24 protein-coding genes and 1 other RNA gene are annotated in these 19,915 nt (G+C 30.0%); 16 read left to right on the plus strand and 9 right to left on the minus strand.

Features of this window, described 5'->3' with window-relative positions; genetic code table 11:
* Positions 1–61: 61 nt before the first annotated feature.
* From flgA to L8X97_RS01245, 8 genes are read left to right on the plus strand one after another with little or no spacing between them, the layout of a single operon-like run.
* On the plus strand, positions 62–730 hold the full coding sequence (flgA, locus tag L8X97_RS01210) for a flagellar basal body P-ring formation chaperone FlgA (RefSeq protein WP_263662435.1): 669 nt from the start codon (positions 62–64) through the stop codon (positions 728–730).
* Complete coding sequence (locus L8X97_RS01215; protein ID WP_263661346.1) at positions 727–1,305, plus strand: UbiX family flavin prenyltransferase; 579 nt, start codon at positions 727–729, stop codon at positions 1,303–1,305. Before flgA ends, L8X97_RS01215 begins: the two co-directional genes overlap by 4 nt.
* Complete coding sequence (gene coaD, locus L8X97_RS01220; protein ID WP_263661347.1) at positions 1,305–1,784, plus strand: pantetheine-phosphate adenylyltransferase; 480 nt, start codon at positions 1,305–1,307, stop codon at positions 1,782–1,784. Before L8X97_RS01215 ends, coaD begins: the two co-directional genes overlap by 1 nt.
* On the plus strand, positions 1,775–2,359 hold the full coding sequence (gene tmk, locus L8X97_RS01225) for a dTMP kinase (protein WP_263662436.1): 585 nt from the start codon (positions 1,775–1,777) through the stop codon (positions 2,357–2,359). The genes coaD and tmk overlap by 10 nt, the downstream gene beginning before the upstream one ends.
* Positions 2,352–3,578: a histidine--tRNA ligase gene (gene hisS / locus L8X97_RS01230; RefSeq protein WP_263662437.1), complete on the plus strand. Its 1,227-nt coding sequence runs from the start codon at positions 2,352–2,354 to the stop codon at positions 3,576–3,578. The genes tmk and hisS overlap by 8 nt, the downstream gene beginning before the upstream one ends.
* Complete coding sequence (gene speA, locus L8X97_RS01235) at positions 3,575–5,404, plus strand: biosynthetic arginine decarboxylase (RefSeq protein WP_263662438.1); 1,830 nt, start codon at positions 3,575–3,577, stop codon at positions 5,402–5,404. The genes hisS and speA overlap by 4 nt, the downstream gene beginning before the upstream one ends.
* Positions 5,401–6,003: a serine O-acetyltransferase gene (cysE, locus tag L8X97_RS01240; RefSeq protein WP_133318905.1), complete on the plus strand. Its 603-nt coding sequence runs from the start codon at positions 5,401–5,403 to the stop codon at positions 6,001–6,003. Before speA ends, cysE begins: the two co-directional genes overlap by 4 nt.
* Positions 6,000–7,031 (plus strand): UDP-N-acetylglucosamine--N-acetylmuramyl-(pentapeptide) pyrophosphoryl-undecaprenol N-acetylglucosamine transferase, encoded by a 1,032-nt coding sequence (locus tag L8X97_RS01245; protein ID WP_263662439.1) that lies wholly within the window; start codon positions 6,000–6,002, stop codon positions 7,029–7,031. Before cysE ends, L8X97_RS01245 begins: the two co-directional genes overlap by 4 nt.
* On the opposite strand, the gene L8X97_RS01250 is transcribed toward L8X97_RS01245, so the two are convergent.
* Genes L8X97_RS01250 through L8X97_RS01270 form a run of 5 tightly spaced genes read right to left on the minus strand, consistent with a single transcriptional unit; the run spans position 7,024 to position 10,265 of the window.
* Positions 7,024–7,641, minus strand: a complete 618-nt coding sequence (locus tag L8X97_RS01250) for a YggS family pyridoxal phosphate-dependent enzyme (protein WP_263662440.1) — start codon at positions 7,639–7,641, stop codon at positions 7,024–7,026. The two genes, L8X97_RS01245 and L8X97_RS01250, sit on opposite strands and share 8 nt — an antisense overlap.
* A gap of 6 nt (positions 7,642–7,647) precedes the next feature.
* Positions 7,648–8,895, minus strand: a complete 1,248-nt coding sequence (locus L8X97_RS01255; protein ID WP_263662441.1) for an RNA polymerase factor sigma-54 — start codon at positions 8,893–8,895, stop codon at positions 7,648–7,650.
* A complete protein-coding gene (gene lptB, locus L8X97_RS01260; protein WP_039618272.1) occupies positions 8,895–9,620 on the minus strand; it encodes an LPS export ABC transporter ATP-binding protein in 726 nt (241 codons plus the stop codon). The genes L8X97_RS01255 and lptB overlap by 1 nt, the downstream gene beginning before the upstream one ends.
* Positions 9,613–10,020, minus strand: a complete 408-nt coding sequence (tsaE, locus tag L8X97_RS01265; protein ID WP_133318901.1) for a tRNA (adenosine(37)-N6)-threonylcarbamoyltransferase complex ATPase subunit type 1 TsaE — start codon at positions 10,018–10,020, stop codon at positions 9,613–9,615. Before tsaE ends, lptB begins: the two co-directional genes overlap by 8 nt.
* Positions 10,017–10,265, minus strand: a complete 249-nt coding sequence (locus L8X97_RS01270) for an RNA-binding S4 domain-containing protein (RefSeq protein ID WP_066007995.1) — start codon at positions 10,263–10,265, stop codon at positions 10,017–10,019. The genes tsaE and L8X97_RS01270 overlap by 4 nt, the downstream gene beginning before the upstream one ends.
* 115 nt (positions 10,266–10,380) lie before the next feature.
* Between L8X97_RS01270 and L8X97_RS01275 the strand changes: the two genes are divergently transcribed.
* The 8 genes from L8X97_RS01275 (at position 10,381) to rnpB (ending at position 16,633) form a co-directional block, all read left to right on the plus strand.
* Positions 10,381–11,601 carry an argininosuccinate synthase gene (locus L8X97_RS01275; RefSeq protein ID WP_263662442.1) on the plus strand — a complete coding sequence of 407 codons (1,221 nt, stop codon included), beginning with the start codon at positions 10,381–10,383 and terminating at the stop codon, positions 11,599–11,601.
* 11 nt (positions 11,602–11,612) lie between these two features.
* Complete coding sequence (rplI, locus tag L8X97_RS01280; protein WP_263662443.1) at positions 11,613–12,056, plus strand: 50S ribosomal protein L9; 444 nt, start codon at positions 11,613–11,615, stop codon at positions 12,054–12,056.
* Entirely contained in the window at positions 12,056–12,598 is a 543-nt protein-coding gene (gene hslV / locus L8X97_RS01285; RefSeq protein ID WP_263662444.1) for an ATP-dependent protease subunit HslV, read from the plus strand. Before rplI ends, hslV begins: the two co-directional genes overlap by 1 nt.
* The gene (hslU, locus tag L8X97_RS01290) at positions 12,595–13,914 is read left to right on the plus strand and encodes an ATP-dependent protease ATPase subunit HslU (RefSeq protein WP_133318898.1); all 1,320 of its coding nucleotides are present in this window, start codon (positions 12,595–12,597) and stop codon (positions 13,912–13,914) included. Before hslV ends, hslU begins: the two co-directional genes overlap by 4 nt.
* Positions 13,911–14,783 carry a GTPase Era gene (era, locus tag L8X97_RS01295; RefSeq protein ID WP_263662445.1) on the plus strand — a complete coding sequence of 291 codons (873 nt, stop codon included), beginning with the start codon at positions 13,911–13,913 and terminating at the stop codon, positions 14,781–14,783. The genes hslU and era overlap by 4 nt, the downstream gene beginning before the upstream one ends.
* Positions 14,773–15,783 (plus strand): hypothetical protein, encoded by a 1,011-nt coding sequence (locus L8X97_RS01300; protein ID WP_263662446.1) that lies wholly within the window; start codon positions 14,773–14,775, stop codon positions 15,781–15,783. Before era ends, L8X97_RS01300 begins: the two co-directional genes overlap by 11 nt.
* The gene (locus L8X97_RS01305) at positions 15,746–16,285 is read left to right on the plus strand and encodes a hypothetical protein (protein WP_263662447.1); all 540 of its coding nucleotides are present in this window, start codon (positions 15,746–15,748) and stop codon (positions 16,283–16,285) included. The genes L8X97_RS01300 and L8X97_RS01305 overlap by 38 nt, the downstream gene beginning before the upstream one ends.
* A gap of 26 nt (positions 16,286–16,311) precedes the next feature.
* Positions 16,312–16,633, plus strand: an RNA gene (rnpB, locus tag L8X97_RS01310) — RNase P RNA component class A.
* Here rnpB and L8X97_RS01315 read toward each other — a convergent pair.
* The 4 genes from L8X97_RS01315 to L8X97_RS01330 are packed head-to-tail and all read right to left on the minus strand — an operon-like array spanning position 16,628 to position 19,880.
* The gene (locus tag L8X97_RS01315) at positions 16,628–16,843 is read right to left on the minus strand and encodes a hypothetical protein (protein WP_263659841.1); all 216 of its coding nucleotides are present in this window, start codon (positions 16,841–16,843) and stop codon (positions 16,628–16,630) included. The genes rnpB and L8X97_RS01315 overlap by 6 nt on opposite strands.
* Positions 16,840–17,211, minus strand: coding sequence for a flagellar export chaperone FliS (fliS, locus tag L8X97_RS01320; RefSeq protein WP_133318893.1), 372 nt, complete (start codon positions 17,209–17,211; stop codon positions 16,840–16,842). Before fliS ends, L8X97_RS01315 begins: the two co-directional genes overlap by 4 nt.
* Positions 17,212–17,229: 18 nt before the next feature.
* Positions 17,230–19,536 (minus strand): flagellar filament capping protein FliD, encoded by a 2,307-nt coding sequence (gene fliD / locus L8X97_RS01325; protein WP_263662448.1) that lies wholly within the window; start codon positions 19,534–19,536, stop codon positions 17,230–17,232.
* 2 nt (positions 19,537–19,538) lie between these two features.
* Positions 19,539–19,880 (minus strand): FlaG family protein, encoded by a 342-nt coding sequence (locus tag L8X97_RS01330; protein ID WP_133318891.1) that lies wholly within the window; start codon positions 19,878–19,880, stop codon positions 19,539–19,541.
* Positions 19,881–19,915 lie beyond the last annotated feature (35 nt).

Raw genomic sequence — 19,915 nt, forward strand, 5'->3', positions numbered from 1 at the left:
TAAAATCAAACTTTTTTGATGTATTATATAATTAATATATTTTATATAAGAGGTTGCTGTATTGTTTTTTAAACAAATCATTCTAGTTTTATTTTTCTATACTTTAAGTTTTGCTTCGAATTTTGATGAAGTAAAATTAGCTTTGATTAAAGAATTTAAAATAAATTATCCGCAGTTAGAAATCATTTCTTTGGATCTTAACACTCAATCAAGTTTGCCTGCTGATTTTAATCAATATATTTTTTTAAAGCTAGGTAATCATAATTTTGATAGAGCCGATGGTTTTATAAAGGCTGAATTTAAAACTCCAGAGCAGTTTAAAAAAAATATATTTTTTAAGTATTTTTTAAAGGCAAAATTAGAAGTTTTGCAAACTACGCGTCCTATTTCGCGTAATGAAAATTTAAGTCCTGCTAGTTTTAAAATTTTAAAAATTCCTTTTGATAAAGCCCCTCAAGGTGTATTAAAAAAAGATGAAATCGCAAATTTAATAGCCAAAAGCAATATAAGAGAAAATATGATTTTAAAATATAATATGTTTAAAACCAAAACCCTTATACAAAGAAATGATTCTGTTTATGGTATTATCAAAGATGGGGATTTAAGCATGATGATAGAATTAAAAGCCTTGCAAAGTGGGAATTTAAACCAAAGAATTCGCCTTAAAAATAAAGATGGAAAAGTCGTGCATGGTAAAGTTATTAGTAAAAATTATGTGGAGCTAAAATGAGAAAAATTTTAGTAGGTATTAGCGGAGCTAGTTCTTGCGAGCTTGGCTTTTTATTATTAAAACATTTAAAAGAAAAAGGACAAATTTATGCTATTGTGAGTAAAAATGCAAAAATAAGCTTTATAAAAGAAAATTCCCTTTTGCAAAATATAGACTTTTTGCAACACATAAAAGATAAATTTGAGCTTGAGCATGTAAATTTTTTAGATAATGAAGACATTAGTCAATGCGTAGCAAGCGGATCTTTTGGCATAGAAACGACTTTTATCACACCTTGCTCGATTAATACTTTAGCAAAAATTGCTTGCGGTATAAATGATACTTTACTTACAAGAGCTGCAGGAGTGGCTTTAAAAGAACGCAAAAAGCTCATACTTGGAGTAAGAGAAATGCCCTATTCTACTTTAAATTTAGAACAAATGGCTAAACTTTCTAGCTATGGAGTTATCATCTCTCCTCCTGTAATGGCAAGTTATGCTAAGATTGATAATTTAGAAAAATTATATGAATTTATCATAGGAAAATGGCTTGATTTAGCAAATATTGAGCATAATTTATACCAAAGGTGGCAATGATGGCTAGTTGTATATACCCAGGAACATTTGATCCTATCACTAATGGACATTTAGATGTTATCATTAGAGCTAGCAAGATGTTTGAAGAGGTGGTAGTTGCTATAGCTAAAAGTGAAAGTAAAAAGCCTATGTTTAGTCTAGAGCATAGAGAAAAAATGGTAAAAATTGCTACAAAAGACTTAAAAAATGTTAAAATTACAACTTTTGATAACTTACTAGTAGATCTTGCTAAAAATTTGCAAATAAATATCATTATAAGAGGCTTAAGAGCGGTGAGTGATTTTGAGTATGAATTACAACTTGGCTATGCAAATCACATGCTTTGGGAAGATTTTGAAACTATATATCTTATGCCAAATTTAAAAAATTCTTTTATTTCAAGCTCCATAGTAAGATCAATTTGTGCCCATAATGGTGATGTGAGCAAGCTTGTGCCAAAAGAAATTATACCTTTATTAAAGGAGAGAGATTGTATATAGCTTTTGAAGGGGTTGATTGTGTGGGTAAAAGCACACAGATAGAACTTTTAAAAAAATATTTTCATAATGCATTTTTTACTAAAGAACCAGGTGGAAGTGAGCTTGGAGTGCATTTGAGAAAAATTTTATTAGAAAGCAAAATACATTTTTCTAAAAAGGCTGAGCTTTTGCTTTTTTTGGCAGATAGAGCAAATTTAATCGACATACATTTAGCACAAAATAAAAACAAACTTATCATTTCAGATCGTAGTTTTATTTCTAATATGGCTTATGCAAGATGTGATTTTGATCAAAATATTTTATTTGAGTTAAATTCTTTTGCCACAGGTGGACTTTTTCCACAAAAGGTTGTGTTTTTGCATGGCTCTAAAGAGCTTATCGCAAAAAGACTTTCTAAAAAAGATCTAGATAGTATTGAAAAAAGAGGGGTTGAATATTTTTTAAATATACAAAATGCCCTAGAAGAAACTTTAGAGTTTTTAAAAACTAAGATAGATATAAAAATTTTAAAATTAGATGCTTCTTTGAGTATTGAAATTTTACATGAAAAGATTAAGGAATTTATAGATGATTAATGCTTTAAAAGGAATGAAAGATTTACAAGATGATCAAGCTACTCTTTATGAAAAAGTAGTAAAAACTTGTGAAGAAGTAGCTAAAAACTATGGTTTTACTTTTATTAATTGTCCGCATTTAGAACTTACTAAGCTTTTTAAAAGAAGTGTTGGAGAAAGCTCTGATATAGTTGGCAAAGAAATGTATGAATTTGTTGATAAAGCAGGCAATGAAGTGTGTTTAAGGCCTGAAGGGACAGCTGGGGTGGTAAGATCATACATAGAAGCTAAAATGGATAAGGCTCAAAGTGTTAAAAGATGGTTTTATCATGGTTCTATGTTTCGCTATGAAAGACCACAAAAAGGAAGATTGCGTGAATTTCATCAATTTGGTGTAGAAAGCTTTGGTATAGCAAGTGTGTATGAGGATGCGAGTATTATTTTAATGCTAAATGAAATTTTTAAACGCTTAGAAATTCATACAAGTTTGAAAATTAATTCTTTAGGCTGTAAAGAATGTATGGGTGTATATAAAGAAAAACTCATAGCTTTTTTAAATTCTAAAGAAGGTTTTTGCGAAGATTGCTTAAGAAGAAAAGACTTAAACCCTATTAGAGTGCTTGATTGTAAAAATGATCATTGTCAAGGTTTAATCGAAAATGCGCCAAAACTAAGTGAAAATTTATGCTCATGTTGTAAGAAAGATTATGAAAAATTACAAAAACTTTTAAAAGAAAATGATGTTGAATTTGAATGTGATGAAAAATTAGTGCGTGGGCTTGATTATTATTCTAAAAGTGCATTTGAGTTTGTTAGCGATGAAATCGGAGCAAAGGCTGCTGTGGCAGGTGGTGGAAGATATGATAGATTGATTGAATACTTAGATGGTAAAAGTGGCTATGGCGTGGGTTTTGCTATGGGTATAGAAAGGATTATGGCTATTTTAGAGCAAAAACAAAGTGTAAAATCAAGAGAAGGAATTTATCTTTGTGCTATGGATGAAGCTTATATAGATACTATTTTTAAACTAGCAAATACTTTAAGAAAAAAACATAAAGTATATTTAAGCTATGAAGCAAAAAAACTTGCAAAGCATTTAAACCAAGCAGATAATGCTAATGCTAAAATCTTTTTGTGTATAGGTGAAGATGAAATGCAAAAAGAAGAGATTTTTTATAAAAATTTGGAAAATAAAGATACTAAAAATATAAAATTAGCAAATTTGGAGAATGAGTTATGATTGATTATGGTATTAATATTTGGGGTGCAAATAATTTTATCATTGAAAATGGCAAAGTATGTGTAAATCATGGTAAAAAACCTGCCATTATAGATATAGTAAATACTTTGCGCGATGATGGTTATAAGGGGCCATTGTTGCTTCGTTTTCCTCATTTAATCCATAAGCAAATTGAGCAAATTTATAATAAATTTGCTAAAGCAAAAAAAGAATTTAACTATAAAGGTTCTTTTAACGCTGTATATCCTTTAAAAGTTAATCAATATCCAGGTTTTGTAAAAAATTTAGTTAATCTAGGTAAAGAATACAACTATGGCTTAGAGGCAGGAAGCAAGGCCGAACTTTTACTAGCTATGGCTTATAATAATGAAAGTGCTCCTATAACAGTTAATGGCTTTAAAGATAAAGAACTCATAAATATGGGCTTTATAGCGTGTGAAATGGGTCATAATATCACTTTAACTATGGAAGGACTTAATGAGCTTGAAGCAATGATTGAAATTGCTAAAAATCGTTTTAAGCCAAAGCCAAATATAGGCTTAAGGGTGCGTTTGCATTCAGCTGGAGTAGGAATTTGGGCAAAAAGTGGTGGTATAAATTCAAAATTTGGTTTAACATCCACTGAGCTTATTGAAGCGGTAAATCTTTTAAAAGCTAATAAACTTTTAGAGCAATTTACTATGATACATTTTCATTTAGGCTCACAAATTACTGAAATTCATCCTTTGAAAAAAGCTCTAAATGAAGCGGGTAATATCTACACCGAGCTTAGAAAAATGGGGGCAAAAAATTTAAAAGCTATTAATCTTGGTGGAGGTTTAGCGGTAGAATACTCTCAGTTTAAAAACGAAACAAGCAGAAATTACACCTTAAGTGAGTATGCAAACGATGTTGTGTTTATTTTAAAAGGTATTGCAGAACAAAAAAAAGATTTAGAGCCTGATATTTTTATAGAAAGTGGGCGTTTTGTAGCAGCTAATCATGCTGTTTTAGTAGCGCCTGTTTTAGAGCTTTTTTCTCAAGAATACACAGAAAGCAAGCTTTTATTAAAAGATAAAAACCCAAAACTTATTGATGAACTTTATGATTTGTATAAAAACATTAAAGCTTCTAATGCACTTGAGTATTTACATGATAGCATTGATCATATGGAGAGTATTTTAACCTTGTTTGATTTGGGTTATGTAGATTTACAAGATCGCTCAAATAGTGAAATTTTAGTACATTTGATTATGAGAAAAGCTATTTCTTTGGTGGGTGATCAAGCTGATTTATCGAGTTTGCAAAATGAAGTGCAAGAAAAATATTTAGTGAATTTTTCAGTATTTCAGTCTTTACCTGATTTTTGGGGTTTAGAGCAAAATTTCCCTATCATGCCACTTGATAGACTCAATAAAAAGCCAACTAGAAGTGCAAGTATATGGGATATAACTTGTGATAGCGATGGAGAAATTTCTTATTCTAAAAATAATCCTTTGTTTTTACATGATATTGATGTAGAAGCTGAAGATTATTTTTTAGGATTTTTCCTAGTGGGAGCTTATCAAGAAGTGCTTGGCATGAAGCATAATCTTTTTACACATCCAACTGAAGCTTGTATAAGTATTAATGAAAAGGGTTTTGAAGTAGAAAGCGTGCTAGAGGCTCAATCTATTTTAGATACCTTAGAAGATCTTGATTATGATGTGCATGCAATTATGGACAATATTAATGAAAAAATTTATGCTTCAAAACTTGTAAATGAAAATCAAAAAAAACATATTTTGGGTGAAATTTATTTATTTTTAAATGATAATGGATACTTAAAAAGTATAGGTTCTAAATGAGTATTTTTAAACTAATCAAAGAAGATTTTTCTATGCCAAAACAAAAAGATCCTGCATATAGATCTTGGGTGGAATTAGTTTTTAACTATCCTGGTGTTTGGGCTGTGGTAAATTATCGTTTTGCGCATTTTTTTTATATCAAAAATTATAAACGCATAGCAAGAATGATTAGTGGAATTTCTCAGTTTTTAACAGGGGTTGATTTGCATCCTGGAGCTACGCTAGGTAGAAGGATATTCATAGATCATGCAATAGGTGTGGTAGTAGGTGAAACAGCTATAATTGGTAATGATGTGATTATCTATCAAGGAGTAACCTTAGGTGGCACAAGTTTAGATAAAAATACCAAAAGACATCCTACTATAGAAGATGGTGTGATCATAGGCTCTGGGGCTAAAATTTTAGGTAATATTACCATAGGTAAAAATGCAAAAATAGGTTCAAATGCAGTTGTATTAAAAGATGTTGGGGCAAATTTAACAGCTATTGGTATACCTGCTTATATTAAAGAATTTCAAATAAGTCAAAAAGAGAGAATTCAAAAACTAGAGGAAAGAATTAAATTTTTAGAAGAAAAACTAAATAAAGAGGACAAATGATAGCAATTACAGGTGGAGGCACGGGAGGGCATTTGGCTATAGCTAGATGTTTATTGCAAAGTGCAAGAAAACAAGGCATAGAATGTATTTACATAGGAAGTGAAAATGGCCAAGATAGACTTTGGTTTGAAAATGAAAATGGTTTTTATAAAAAATATTTTCTAAGCTCCCAAGGCGTTGTTAATAAAAAAGGCTTAGCTAAAGTTCAATCATTTTTACATATTTTAAAACTTGCAAGAAAAACAAAACAAATTTTAAAAGAACATAATATTAAAGCAGTTTTTAGTGTGGGTGGATATAGCAGTGCCCCAGGCGCTTTTGGTGCTTTAATGGCAAATACTCCACTTTTAATCCATGAGCAAAATTCAAAAATAGGAAGTTTAAATTCACTTTTAAAACCTTTTTCTAAAGCTTTTTTTACTGCTTTTGATGATCAAATTAACAAAACAAATACTTTCTTTTGTCCTTATCCTATTAGCGAGATTTTTTCTCAAAAAGCAAGAGTGAGAAAAGAATTAAAAAATATTATTTTTCTTGGCGGCTCTCAAGGGGCTAAATTTATTAATGACCTTGCTTTAGAAAATGCTTTATACTTTAAAGAAAAAGGTATAAATATCATTCATCAATGTGGTAAGAATGATCATGAAAGATGTAAAAAAGCTTATGAGGATTTAAATGTCAAAGTAGAGCTTTTTGATTTTGATAAAAACATTATAGATAAAATTTCTAAAGCAGATTTAGCTATATCAAGATCAGGTGCAAGTAGTCTTTTTGAGCTTAGTGCAAATTTACTTCCTTGTATTTTTATTCCTTATCCATATGCGGCTAAAAATCATCAATATTTTAATGCTTTGTATTTAAAAGAGCGTAATTTATGTGAAATTTTAACCCAAGAAGAAAAACATCAATTTTTAAATTTAGTAGAAAATTTCTCATTAGAAGAAAAATCTATAGCCTTGCAAGGATTAAAAAGCGAAAATGGCGCAGATTTTATGATAGAAAAAGCAAAACAAATGGGGTTTATTTAAATAAAATACCCCCCAAACGCACCATATTTGAACCACATTTTATAGCTAGTTCAAAATCCCCACTCATACCCATGGAGCAAATTTTTGCCCCGTGTTTTTGTAAAATTTCATAGATTTTAAAAGTTTGCTCAAAGCTTTCTTGAACTTTTTCCTCATCCATAGAGCCTATACACATAATGCCTGTAAGGTTTAAATTTTTACACTCTTCTTGTATTTGTAAATACTCTTCTATGGCCTTATTTTGCTCTATACCACTTTTAGAACTTTCATTAGCAGTATTAATTTCTAATAAAGTATCTAATTTATAATCAAGTCTTTTATCTATAGCTTTGGCGATTTTTAAGCCATTGCAAGATTGCCAAAGTAATGGGTTTTGTTTGATTAAAAGATTGATTTTGTTACTTTGAAGATTGCCTATAAAATGCCATTTGATTTCTAAATCTTGAAGTTTTTCTTTTTTTAAAGCTAAAGCTTGGACTTGATTTTCTCCAAACTCTATAACACCTTGCTTAAAAAGCTCTCGAATTTGTTCATCTTGAACATACTTGCTAGCTGCTACTAAACGCACATTTTGTTTTATGGTTTTTTCAAAAATACTTTCTAAATTCATCTTTTCCTACATCAATTCATATAATTTTTTACGCTCACTTGAGCTTCCTATACCAAGTTGCATACGATATTTAGTGATAGTCCTACGCCCTAGTTGCACACTTGGGAATTCTTTTTGAGTGAGTTCAAGAATTTTCAAATCACTCAAAGGTTTTTTAGGATTTTCTTTTTTAATTAAATTACTAAGAAAATCTTTGATTGTAGCATTAGAAGTTTCGCCATCATCAACTGCGGTGGTAAAGAAAGATTTTAAAGGTATTAAACCTCTATCACAACTTAAGTATTTGTTTGCAATTGCCCTTGAAATAGTAGAAGCATTTCTTTCAAGATCTTGTGCTAAATCTTTAAGCTGCATAGGTTTGATGTCCCCACCCATGAAAAAATCATATTGATATTCTATAATCATAAGCCCTAGTTTATAAAGGGTAGCTTTACGCATAGCTAGTGCATCGATTAAATTTTTTGCATCTTTTAAATAAGCACTTAAAAACTCATGATCTAAACCATCTGCTTCAAAAGCAATTTCAGGATAATAATTATCATTGATTTTAATTTTAATTTCACCATTTTCTTGATAAATAAATATATCAGGAATGATTTCCATGCTCTCTTCAAAATACTCCAAAAAAGGTGGAATGGAGATTTTTTTAATTATCGCTATAGCTTTTTTATACAAAGGATCTTTGATAAAATCTTTTGCATTTTCTAAATTTAAAATTAACATTTTGCAAAACTCATAAAGCTCATCGTCTAAGTCAAAATGTTCTAGTGCAAAAATAAAAGCTTCTTGATTGTCTTTTGCACCTACTCCAATAGGCTCAAGATACTTAAATCTTTGTCTGATTTTTTCTACTTCTAAAGGATCAAATTCACCTAAAATTTCTTCATCATATTCAAAATAACCTTCATGATTTAAACATTCTATGATTTTTTCAGCAATGGTTTGGGATTTTTTAGTAGGAAAAAACGGTGGTATGATTTGCTCGCTTAAAAGTTCATATACATTTTTTACTTCCAAGCTTTTTGCATCAATCATTTGCGTGGTGGTATTTTTACTAAAATACTCTTGATAATACTTGTTTTGATTGCTTGTAATGCTTGAGTTTTCTTTGATCTCTATAAAAGGATTTTCTTTAGCAAATTCATCTAAACTTTCTTTTAGATCTTCAATATTAGCTTGCAATATAGGAAGCCAAGATCTTAAGGTTTGCGATAGTTTTGCTTTTTGCGTTATAGAGGTTTTTTGTTTAAGCATTATTCAAGTCTAAACTCACTTCCAAGATAATATTTTTTAACATCTTCATTATGCGCAATTTCATTAGCATTACCACTAGCTAGCAACCTTCCGCTTCTAATCACATAAGCTCTATCGCAAATTGCTAAAGTTTCTCTTACATTATGATCAGTGATTAAAACACCTATATTCATAGCTTTTAAATCATTAATCAAGCTTTGAATTTCACTCACTGCGATAGGATCAACCCCAGCAAATGGTTCATCTAAAAGTAAAAATTTAGGATCACACATAAGTGATCTTGCGATTTCACAACGCCTTCTTTCGCCCCCGCTTAAGCTCATACCTTTTCTGTGCCTAATAGGCTCTATGCTAAGTAATTCTAGCATTTGTTCTATCTTTTGTTCTAATAAATTTTTATCCTTATATATTACTTGGGCGGCTAAAAGTAAATTTTCTTCTACGCTTAAGTCTTTAAAAACACTACTTTCTTGAGGTAAATACCCAATGCCAAGCTTTGCTCTTTTATTAAGTGGTTCTTTTGTGATATCTTGTGAGTCTAAAAACACCTGTCCACTTGTTGGCAAAATAAGTCCACATATCATATAAAAACTCGTAGTTTTTCCTGCTCCATTAGGCCCTAAAAGTCCTACAACTTCTCCACTTTGCACTTCTAGCGAAACATCGTGTATGATTTTAGTTTTTTTAATGATTTTTTCTAAATTTCTAGCTTCTAGCTTACTCATGTATTATATACTTTCTTTTATTTTCATAAGGAATGATTTGTAAAATTATATTAAAAATTTGATATTTATCTAAATATTTTTTTAATTTTTCATCACCCCACTCTACCAAATGCAAACCCTCTTCAAAAAAATTTTCAATCAAGCCATTTTTTAAAAGTCCATCAAAACCTTCTTGATAAATATCGTAATGATACATTTTACCTTGTTGAAAATCATACTCTTGCATGATAGAAAATGTAGGGGAATTAAGCGTTTTTTCTACTCCAAGAAATTGAGCATAATTTTGTACTAAAGTAGTTTTACCGCTTGCTAAATCCCCTTGAAGTAAAATAACTCCATTTTTAGGTAAAATTTCACAAAGCTTATAAAGCTCATTTTGGCTTAAAATCATTTCTTTCATTGGATTTTTACCACATATTTTTCTTGCATAGCTTTTGGTATGCTTTTGGTTGTTGGTATATCTAAGACTTTATAGGTATTGGTATATTCTATAAATTTAATGCTTATTTCATCGCCAATTTTTACTTCTTTACTAGCTTTAACTACTTGATTATTTATACTTACTACACCACTTTTACACATATCTTCTGAAATAGCACGACGCTTAGTAATATTAACTACATTTAAAAATTTATCTATTCTCATAAAAATATTTTATCAAAAAATACAAGAAAATGTTATAAAATGTCTAAATATTTTACATTATATTAAGCTAAATTCGTTAAATTTTACAATCATTTTTTTACAAAGAGGAAAGACAATGAAAAAAGATATTAAAAAAGTAGTTTTAGCATATTCTGGCGGACTTGATACAAGTATAATTTTAAAATGGCTACAAGATGAGTATAAATGTGAAGTAGTAACTTTCACAGCAGATATTGGACAAGGCGAAGAGCTTGAACCTGCTAGAAAAAAAGCGCTTTCTTTGGGTGTAAAAGAAGAAAATATTTTTATTCAAGATTTAAAAGATGAATTTGTAAAAGATTATGTGTTTCCTATGTTTAGAGCAAATGCTATTTATGAAGGAGAATATTTACTAGGTACAAGTATAGCAAGACCTTTGATAGCAAAAGCTTTGGTAGAAATAGCAAATAAAACTAATGCAGATGCTATTAGTCATGGAGCAACAGGTAAAGGAAATGATCAAGTGCGTTTTGAATTAGGCGCTTTGGCGCTAAATTCAAATTTAGCCATTATTGCTCCTTGGAGAGAATGGGATTTAAATAGCCGTGAAAAACTTTTAGCTTATGCGCAAAAACATGGTATTGATATAGCTAAAAAGCCAGGTAAGTCACCTTATTCTATGGATGCAAATTTATTGCATATTTCTTATGAGGGTTTAGTACTTGAAGATCCTGCTGCTAAACCTGAAGCGGATATGTGGCGTTGGGTGAAAGATTTAAAAGAAACTCCAAATGAAAGCGAAGTGATAGAGCTTGAGTTTAGTAAAGGCGATTTATGTGCTATTAATGGAGAAAAAATGTCTCCCGCACAACTTTTGGCAAAACTTAATGAGCTTGGTGCAAAACATGGTATAGGTCGTCTTGATATTGTTGAAAATCGCTATGTGGGTATGAAAAGTAGAGGTTGTTATGAAACTCCGGGTGGAAGCATACTTTTAAAAGCACACCGTGCTATAGAAAGTATCACTCTTGATAGAGAAGCAGCACATTTAAAAGATGAATTAATGCCAAAATATGCAAGTTTAATTTACAATGGCTATTGGTTCTCGCCTGAAAGATTAATGCTTCAAGCCTTAATTGATGAGTCACAAAAATATGTAAATGGTAAAGTTAAACTTGAATTATATAAAGGTAATGTAATGGTAATAGGCAGAGAAAGTGCGAATGATAGCTTATTTAGCGAGGCTTATTGTACTTTTGAAGAAGATGCTGTGTATGATCAAAAAGATGCAGCAGGCTTTATAAGATTAAATGCTTTGAGATTTATCATCGCAGGTAAAAATGGAAGAAAATTTTAAAAAGGAAAACAATGAAAGTATTATTAATTAAAGATGTAAAAAGCTTAGGAAAAGCAGGAGAAGTTAAAGAAGTAAAAGATGGATATGGACAAAATTTTTTAATTGCCAAAGGTTTTGCCAAAGCTGCTACGCATGAAGTTTTAAAACAATATGAAGCAGAGCAAAAGAAAAAGGCTGAAAATTTAAGATTTGAACTTGCAAATTTGGAAAAATTAAAAGAGGAATTATCTAAAATCACTATTTGTATAGCTAAGCCTGTAGGAGCTAATGGAAGCTTGTTTGGTGGGGTTACTAAAGATGAAATCGCACATGCATTAAAAGATCAAAAAGGCATAGAGCTTGATAAAAAAAACCTAGAATGTGATACTATAAAAGAGCTTGGTGTGCATGAAATTTCAGCAAAATTAGGCCATGCAATTCATGCTGTATTTAAGCTAGAAGTTAAAGGAGAATAATGTTTCACGCAACTACAATTTTAGCTTATAAAGGTCAAAATAAGTCTGTAATTGGTGGAGATGGACAAGTAAGTTTTGGAAACACTGTTTTAAAAAACAATGCAGTTAAAATTAGAAAATTAAACAATGGAAAAGTATTAGCAGGTTTTGCAGGAAGCACCGCTGATGCTTTTAATCTTTTTGACATGTTTGAAAAACTACTTTCTAGTTCTAAAGGTGATTTATTAAAAGCTGCAATAGATTTTTCAAAAGAATGGCGTAAGGATAAATACCTAAGAAAACTTGAAGCAATGATGTTGGTATTAGATAGAGATCATATATTTTTACTTTCAGGAACTGGAGATGTAGTTGAGCCTGAAGATGGTGCTATAGCCGCTATTGGTAGTGGGGGTAATTATGCACTTTCTGCTGCAAGAGCTTTAGCTAAACACTCAAGTTTAGATGAAGAAGAATTAGTCAAAGAAAGCTTGCAAATAGCTGGTGAAATTTGCATTTATACTAATACAAATATTAAAACTTATGTAATTGAGGATGATAAATGAATTTAACTCCAAAAGAGATTGTAAAATTTTTAGATGATTATGTAATTGGGCAAAAAAATGCTAAAAAAATCATAGCAATTGCTTTAAGAAATCGTTATAGAAGAATGCAGCTTAGCCCTGAACTTCAAGATGATATCATGCCAAAAAATATTTTAATGATAGGGTCAACTGGGGTTGGTAAAACAGAGATTGCAAGACGCCTTGCTAAGATGATGGGACTTCCTTTTGTAAAAGTTGAAGCAAGTAAATATACTGAAGTTGGTTTTGTTGGGCGTGATGTAGAAAGCATGGTTAGAGATTTAGCTAATGCTGCTTTAAATTTAGTAAAAAACGAAGAAAAAGAAAAAAATAAAGATAAAATTAATGAATTTATAGAAAATAAAATTTTAGAAAAACTTTTACCACCTTTACCAAAGGGTGTTAGTGAAGAAAAACAAGAAGAGTATCAAAATTCTTTAGAAAAAATGCGCGTGAAATTAAAAGCTGGTGATTTAGATGATAGCACAATAGAAGTTGAAATTTCACAAAGCGTGTTTGATACTAATCCAAATTTACCACCTGAAATGGGTGCTATGCAAGATATAGTAAAAGTTATTGGCGTGGGTAATAAAAAAGTTAAAAAAGAAATGAAAGTAAAAGATGCAAGAATAGCTTTAGCTCAAGAAGCAAGTGAAAAAATTCTTGATATGGAAAGTATTAAAGGCGAGGCTTTAAGAAGAGCTGAAAATGAAGGGATTATTTTTATTGATGAGATAGATAAAGTAGCAGTTTCAAGCTCAAATTCAAACCGCCAAGATCCAAGTAAAGAAGGGGTACAAAGAGATTTGCTTCCTATAGTTGAAGGTAGTACTATACAAACTAAATTTGGACCTTTAAAAACTGATCATATTTTATTTATCGCAGCAGGTGCTTTTCATTTAAGCAAGCCAAGTGATTTAATCCCTGAACTTCAAGGGCGTTTTCCTTTAAGGGTTGAGCTTGATTCGCTAGATGAGGATGCTTTATATGCTATTTTAACAAGACCTAAAAATTCATTACTAACACAATACATTGAGCTTTTAAAAACTGAAAATGTAGAGCTTGTTTTTGAAGATGAGGCTATTAGAGAAATAGCAAAAATAGCAAGCAAGGCTAACGAAGAAATGCAAGATATTGGCGCAAGACGCTTACACACGGTGGTGGAAAAACTTTTGGAAGATATTAGTTTTGAAGCAGATGAATATGCTGGAAAAGTTTATAAAATAGATGATTTTAAAGTGCAAGTTAAACTTGGAGATATCATAGAAAATAAAGATTTAGCTAGGTATATCTTGTGAAAAGTGGCTTTATAAGCATAGTGGGTAGAACTAATGCGGGAAAAAGTTCTATCCTTAATTCTTTATTAGAAGAAAAAGTGGCTATGGTTTCTCATAAGCAAAATGCCACAAGAAGAAAGATTAATGCAATTATAATGCATGAGAATCATCAGCTTATTTTTATAGATACACCAGGCTTGCATGCAAGCTCTAAAGCTATGAATCAGCTTATGATTGATTTGGCGATTAAAAGCATTGCAGATTGTGATGTGATTTTATTTGTAGCTAGTATTTATGATGATATTAAAGATTATGAAAATTTTTTAAGTTTAAATCCTAAAGTGCCGCATATTGTATTAATCAATAAGGTTGATTTGGTAAAAAAAGAAGTCTTACTTAAAAAATTAAGCGAGTATTCTCAGTTTAACTCACATTTTAGCGCCATTATCCCCTATTCTGCTAAGCAAAAATTTTATAAAAAAATTCTCTTAGATGAGATGATTAAGTATTTGCCTGAACATCCGTATTATTTTGATCCTGAGTTTATTACTACCACAAATGAAAAGGATATCTATAGAGATTTTATTTTAGAAGCCATATATGAAAATTTAAGTGATGAAATTCCTTATAGCACTGAAGTAAAAATAGAAAAAATCAAAGAGCTTGAGCAAATTTATTATATTAACGCTATCATCATTACAGATAGTAATTCTCATAAAGGAATGATACTAGGTAAAGATGGAGCTACAATTAAGCGTATAGGTAAAGAAGCTAGGATGAAGATAGAAAAATTAGCGCAAAAAAAGGTAATGCTAAAATTGTTCGTTCAATTAGAAAAAAATTGGCATAAAAACGAGCAAAATCTCAAAAAAATCCTTTATGATGAGTAAAAAAATCACCAAAAAAGATTTTCTTGCTTATGAAAAACTTTTATATGTAAAACTTACAAATCCTATTAGTGAAGATGAAATCTTAAAAAAGAGCTTTGAGGAACTTGGTCTTAAAGATGATTTTTCATATGAGCTAAAGTATTTTCAAGATAAATCTTTTACTCATGTATTTTTGTGCAAATATGAAGATATTTTAGATGTTGATTATGTAATCCCAGAACCCCTGCTCTTTGAAGTGTATTTTAGGAATGATACAAATAGTGAAAATCTTGCATTATTATTTAAGAAAAAATACATAGTTTTAGTGGAGTATTTGGGATGTGAATTTCAAAATTGCAAAGTTATGCCATTAAATACTTATAGTAAAATATATGATGAAAAATTAAAAAATACATATAAAAACATCATAAGTATAGACGATACTCAAAATCTTAGCAGTTTTGATAAATTTAATAGTAATACTTTCTATCAAAAATTATTAAAAAAATATGATCGAGTTAAAATTAATTTTGCCAATAAAGCAAAAATAAATCATTTAAAATCTTTTAGTTTTAAAATTTTATTAGCTTTTACATGCGGGATTTTACTAGCCTTAGTTTATCCTTTGTATTTATATACGCAAAAATCATTTTATGAAAAAGAAAAAATAAAATATGAAAATTTAATCAAAAATCAAGATGATATCTTAGAGCAAGCAAAAATAAATCAAAAACAAAATCAAGAAGTTGAAAAATTACAAGAAAAAAATGAACAAAAAGTTGATTTGTTACAAAAATTTTATGCAAATACGCTCTGCTATAAGGATTTTTATAATTTTTTAAAAGTCTTAAATTCTCATCAAAGTTATATAGAAGCTTTATATATAAAAAATAATGATTTTATCATAAAGCTTAATAAAGATTATGATTTTTATGATGATTTTAAAAAATATCATTTTGTGCTAAAAAATAAAGAAATTAACGATGAAAAAATTACTCTTGTTTTTGAAAAATCTTTATGAAAATTTAGAAAATATCTTTACGAGATTATCTAAACGCGAATTTATATTGACTTTGATAATGGCTTTTGTATTTGGTTTTTTTATAATCTATATGAGTATTTTTGAGTATTTCGAAAAACAAATGAAATTATCAAAAGATGAGTTATTTATTTTACAAGCAAAATATGAGCAAAAACAAGAATTGATTTTTGATTTTAAAGATGAAAAATTGCAATCTTTTGATAATGAAATATCCTTAGAAGAAAGTAAAGATTATCAAAGTGTTTTAAAAAATATAGAAAAAAATCTCACTAAAGTAAGGTTTTTACAAATCCAAAGTCATGAAAGTCAAGATCGGTATTTTACTTATTATGATTTAAGATTGAGTTTTAATGGTGATTTTTATTTTTTAATGCAATTTTTGCAAGAACTAGATCCTTATATAAAAGTCAAAAATTTAGAGCTTGTAAAATATGAAAATGAATTAAAAATTACATTAAATCTTATTTTTACTCTAGTATAAAAATGATTTTTTTGATAAAATTTATCTAAACATGGCAAGCGATCGCTTCTTTTGAAGAGGAAAGTCCGAGCTGCAATAAGACAAGGATTCCATCTAATGGATGGCTAGGGTAACCTAAGGGAAAGTGCAACAGAAAGAAAACTACCATATTATATGGAAAAGGTGAAACGGTAGAGTAAGAGCCTACCAGTAGCTTTGGTAACAAAGCTAGCTATGTAAACCCAATCCGCAGCAAGAAGGGGTGGTTTTAGTCTTATAATATAACCCTTCGCTTGAACTTGTTTGCAAAAACAAGTCTAGATAAATGATCGCTCTTGACAGAACTCGGCTTATCGCCATGTTTTATTTTATATAAGCAGATGCTTTTTTGAGTTTTTGTAAATTTTTTGCTACTTCATCTTGCTTTTTTTTCATAAAAGCTATTGCTTCATTAGTAAGAGCCAAAGCCTCATTGGGACAATCTTTAAAATCAGGTTTTTCTATGAGTTTAACTATTTTTTCCACATCTTCAGTATATACAGCTAGTTTAAACTCATCTATCCATTTTTTTTCACTCATTTTTGATGAACTTCTCTCCAAGCCTCTAACAAGCCTTTGACTACATTGATAACTTCATCTACTCTTGCTTCACTATTTTCTATATTTGCCAAAGAAAGAAGTTGTAATTCTCTAGTGTATAGGCCACTTAAGTAGTGTGCTATTTCTCCGCCTTTTTCATAATCAAGGCAATTTAACAATTCTATAAAAATAGCACTAGCTCTTTTTACATAATACACTCTTTCTTCTATATTTCCATTTTGAATAGCTATTTTTATCCTACTTGCAAAGCGTAAAATCCCGCTATATAACATCTCTATAAGTTTTTCTTGGGATTCTACACCAGTTTGATTTTGTGAATACGCATTATATACTGCACTATTTAGCATTTAAATCCTCTCTATTTTTTAAGAATTTTGATTATTTGCTGCATTAATCATATTTGTAATAACACTTGCTTGGTTATTTAATTTTGCAATTATACCATCATATGCTGCCCATCTTGACCACATTGTGTCATATCTGCTTTCTATGGATTTTTTAGTATTTTCTATAGTTTCGTTTAGATTTTTTGATTCTTTGGTTAAAGAGTCTTTATAACCCCCAAAAGAACCATCAGAGCTCATCATCTCACCCATAGTGTTTTTTAATACCCCAAAGGTTCCAGTTTCTTCTTTATAAACTGAATATATAGTTTTTGGACTTAAGCCAAATTTTTTCAAAAAGTCTTTATCGCCTTGAATTTCTAGGTTACTTCCTGATGTTCCTTTGATTCTAAATTGAATTTGCTGATTATCGTTACCTTGATTAATGATTTCAAAACTAGCCTCTAAACCTTCTAAGCCAAAACTATTTATATGATCAACTAAATTTTTAGCTTTTTCTATATCATCTTTTCCTGTTAGTTTAAAAGGATCTCCATTGGCAGTTTTACTTAAATCTATAGTTTCATCATTATAAGTAATGGTAAAACTACCTTCTTTGAATTCTATATCATTTTCACCAAACTTACTTACTCTATCTCCTGTTAGATCGATGTCTTCAAAGCCATTGTGTCCTACGAAAAATTTCTCAGCCATTTCAGGATCTTCGTTAAATTTAGCATTAAATTTTCCGGAGTCAAAGGTTAAAACCCCATCATTTAAAGTTAAACCATAATCAGCTAGAGATAAACTTACTTTTGAAGAAACTTTAACACCATCTGAAGTATCACTATCTCCAACTGTGATTGTTCCATCTACTGTGATAGTTTGAAGCAAAATATTGTTAATTTGTGATTTTATATTATAAATCGAGCTTACACCTACGAAATTTCCTTTTGTCCCTGCATCAGGATCGTATTTTGTCGCTGCATTAAGATTGATCATCAAATCATTATAAGCAGTAGCTAAACTTTCTAAAGATTGTGCTATGGCTTCAGTATCTTGAGTAACATTGAAACTAATTTCACCCTTTTGTTTAAGCTCTAGGGTAATATCAGGTCCTATATCTGTGATGGTATTAGTTGATCTAATCATCTTAACACCATCTACACTAAAGATAGCATCCATACCTTTTTGGATATGGTTTTCATTGTCTTTGGAAACATTGTAGCCTTGTGGTGTGCTTGTATCTAATTCAATGCCAAATTTATTTTTCAATAGTGAAGTAGCTTTGTTATCTCTAGCATAATTAGCTTGGTCAATATTTCCTTCAGCATCAGTTGCATAGCCACCATCAAAAAGACTTAATTCACCACCATTAGTAGCTCTAAATGTAAAAGTCTTTTTACTCTCATCAAAGCTTAATTCCACTTTTCCATTAGTTTGTTTTTTTAAATCTTCTGCTAAGCTCTTATAAGTAGTGTTCTCGTCTATATCAATAGTAAATCTATCATATCTTTCACCATTTTTAATAACAAAAGTAAAAGAAGTGCTTTCTTCTGCCGAACTAAGTAATTTATCTTCAGGATTTCCGCTAAATGTTCCACTTATTTTATCTTTATCTTTATTTTCAGTACCTGTTGGTCTAAAACCATATAAACCACCCGCACTAATGCTATTTTTATCAAGCTCCCAACCCATAGCTTTTAAAAGCTTATCATCACCTGAAAAAGAAATATTATTTTTAGTTCCTGTTTCAGTGCTTTGTACTACTAAACGATAAGGATTGTCTCTATCTCCAGTATTTACTAGCTTAGCTTCTATTTTACCACCTGTGGCGGAATTGATTTTTTCAGCAAGTTGAGCTACGGTTGTACTTTTATCGATTTCTATTTTATAGTCTTTTCCATCTTGGGTGATAGTAAAAGAAGCTTTGCCGTTAGAATCACCTTCTATACCTAAACTGCCCATGACGGTAGAGGTTTTGTCTTTAAAACCATTGCTTTGATAAACATCTTTTTGAGCAAGTTGATCGACTATGACTTTCATATTTGAAAGATTAGATAAAGAGCCTACAACCAAGCTAGCAGCAGCACTATCGCCACTTACACTAGGAGAAACTTTCTTTTTATTAAATTGAGAAGTATCGCCAAGACTATTTACAGCAGTTTGAAAAGCAAGTAGTTTAGCTTCAAGCTCTGCTAAGTCTTTTTGTCTTGAAGTGTTAGTTTCAAGTTGCGTGTTATAAAGCTTTAAGTGAGCATTCATTTCTGCTTCTTTAAGCTTATTAAGTGTATCGCTTGTTAAAACTCCTGAACCTATACCTAAGCTTCCTAAACTACCTACTGCCATGATTAACTCTCCTTATCAAAAATGGTGCCAATAACACCTTTAAAATGTTCTATTAATTTCATAACTTCTTCACTAGGAATTTTGCGTATTAACCTACCTGTGTCTTTTTCGGTGACATTTACATACATTTCGTTTATTTTATCATTATACGCAAAACGCACATTTGTTTCCAATGTTTCCATTTGTCTATTAAGTTTTTCTGTTGCGTTTTTTAATTTTTCATTTAAATTCTCATCTTGATCATTTAAATCAACCTGTTGCTTATTCTCTTGAGATGGCTTTTCAACACTTTTTGTGTTAAAATGAGTTATATTTGTATCTCTTTGAATATTGCTAATGTCCATTTTAAACTCCTTTTTAAAAGACTCTAAAACACATT

The organism is Campylobacter sp. CNRCH_2013_0671h (genome assembly GCF_025773055.1).
Taxonomy (GTDB): Bacteria; Campylobacterota; Campylobacteria; order Campylobacterales; family Campylobacteraceae; genus Campylobacter_D; species Campylobacter_D lari_D.

What these genes read in the sequence shown, in the direction of transcription:
- hslU (WP_133318898.1), top strand. Translation starts at nt 12,595, where the DNA reads ATGAATTTAACTCCAAAAGAGATTGTAAAATTTTTAGATGATTATGTA.
- hisS (WP_263662437.1), top strand. Translation starts at nt 2,352, where the DNA reads ATGATTAATGCTTTAAAAGGAATGAAAGATTTACAAGATGATCAAGCT.
- coaD (WP_263661347.1), top strand. Translation starts at nt 1,305, where the DNA reads ATGGCTAGTTGTATATACCCAGGAACATTTGATCCTATCACTAATGGA.
- tsaE (WP_133318901.1), bottom strand. Translation starts at nt 10,020, where the DNA reads ATGAAAGAAATGATTTTAAGCCAAAATGAGCTTTATAAGCTTTGTGAA.
- L8X97_RS01215 (WP_263661346.1), top strand. Translation starts at nt 727, where the DNA reads ATGAGAAAAATTTTAGTAGGTATTAGCGGAGCTAGTTCTTGCGAGCTT.
- speA (WP_263662438.1), top strand. Translation starts at nt 3,575, where the DNA reads ATGATTGATTATGGTATTAATATTTGGGGTGCAAATAATTTTATCATT.
- L8X97_RS01330 (WP_133318891.1), bottom strand. Translation starts at nt 19,880, where the DNA reads ATGGACATTAGCAATATTCAAAGAGATACAAATATAACTCATTTTAAC.
- L8X97_RS01315 (WP_263659841.1), bottom strand. Translation starts at nt 16,843, where the DNA reads ATGAGTGAAAAAAAATGGATAGATGAGTTTAAACTAGCTGTATATACT.
- cysE (WP_133318905.1), top strand. Translation starts at nt 5,401, where the DNA reads ATGAGTATTTTTAAACTAATCAAAGAAGATTTTTCTATGCCAAAACAA.
- hslV (WP_263662444.1), top strand. Translation starts at nt 12,056, where the DNA reads ATGTTTCACGCAACTACAATTTTAGCTTATAAAGGTCAAAATAAGTCT.
- fliS (WP_133318893.1), bottom strand. Translation starts at nt 17,211, where the DNA reads ATGCTAAATAGTGCAGTATATAATGCGTATTCACAAAATCAAACTGGT.
- rplI (WP_263662443.1), top strand. Translation starts at nt 11,613, where the DNA reads ATGAAAGTATTATTAATTAAAGATGTAAAAAGCTTAGGAAAAGCAGGA.
- L8X97_RS01305 (WP_263662447.1), top strand. Translation starts at nt 15,746, where the DNA reads ATGAAAAAATTACTCTTGTTTTTGAAAAATCTTTATGAAAATTTAGAA.
- L8X97_RS01255 (WP_263662441.1), bottom strand. Translation starts at nt 8,895, where the DNA reads ATGCTTAAACAAAAAACCTCTATAACGCAAAAAGCAAAACTATCGCAA.
- L8X97_RS01300 (WP_263662446.1), top strand. Translation starts at nt 14,773, where the DNA reads ATGATGAGTAAAAAAATCACCAAAAAAGATTTTCTTGCTTATGAAAAA.
- fliD (WP_263662448.1), bottom strand. Translation starts at nt 19,536, where the DNA reads ATGGCAGTAGGTAGTTTAGGAAGCTTAGGTATAGGTTCAGGAGTTTTA.
- L8X97_RS01270 (WP_066007995.1), bottom strand. Translation starts at nt 10,265, where the DNA reads ATGAGAATAGATAAATTTTTAAATGTAGTTAATATTACTAAGCGTCGT.
- L8X97_RS01245 (WP_263662439.1), top strand. Translation starts at nt 6,000, where the DNA reads ATGATAGCAATTACAGGTGGAGGCACGGGAGGGCATTTGGCTATAGCT.
- lptB (WP_039618272.1), bottom strand. Translation starts at nt 9,620, where the DNA reads ATGAGTAAGCTAGAAGCTAGAAATTTAGAAAAAATCATTAAAAAAACT.
- L8X97_RS01250 (WP_263662440.1), bottom strand. Translation starts at nt 7,641, where the DNA reads ATGAATTTAGAAAGTATTTTTGAAAAAACCATAAAACAAAATGTGCGT.
- L8X97_RS01275 (WP_263662442.1), top strand. Translation starts at nt 10,381, where the DNA reads ATGAAAAAAGATATTAAAAAAGTAGTTTTAGCATATTCTGGCGGACTT.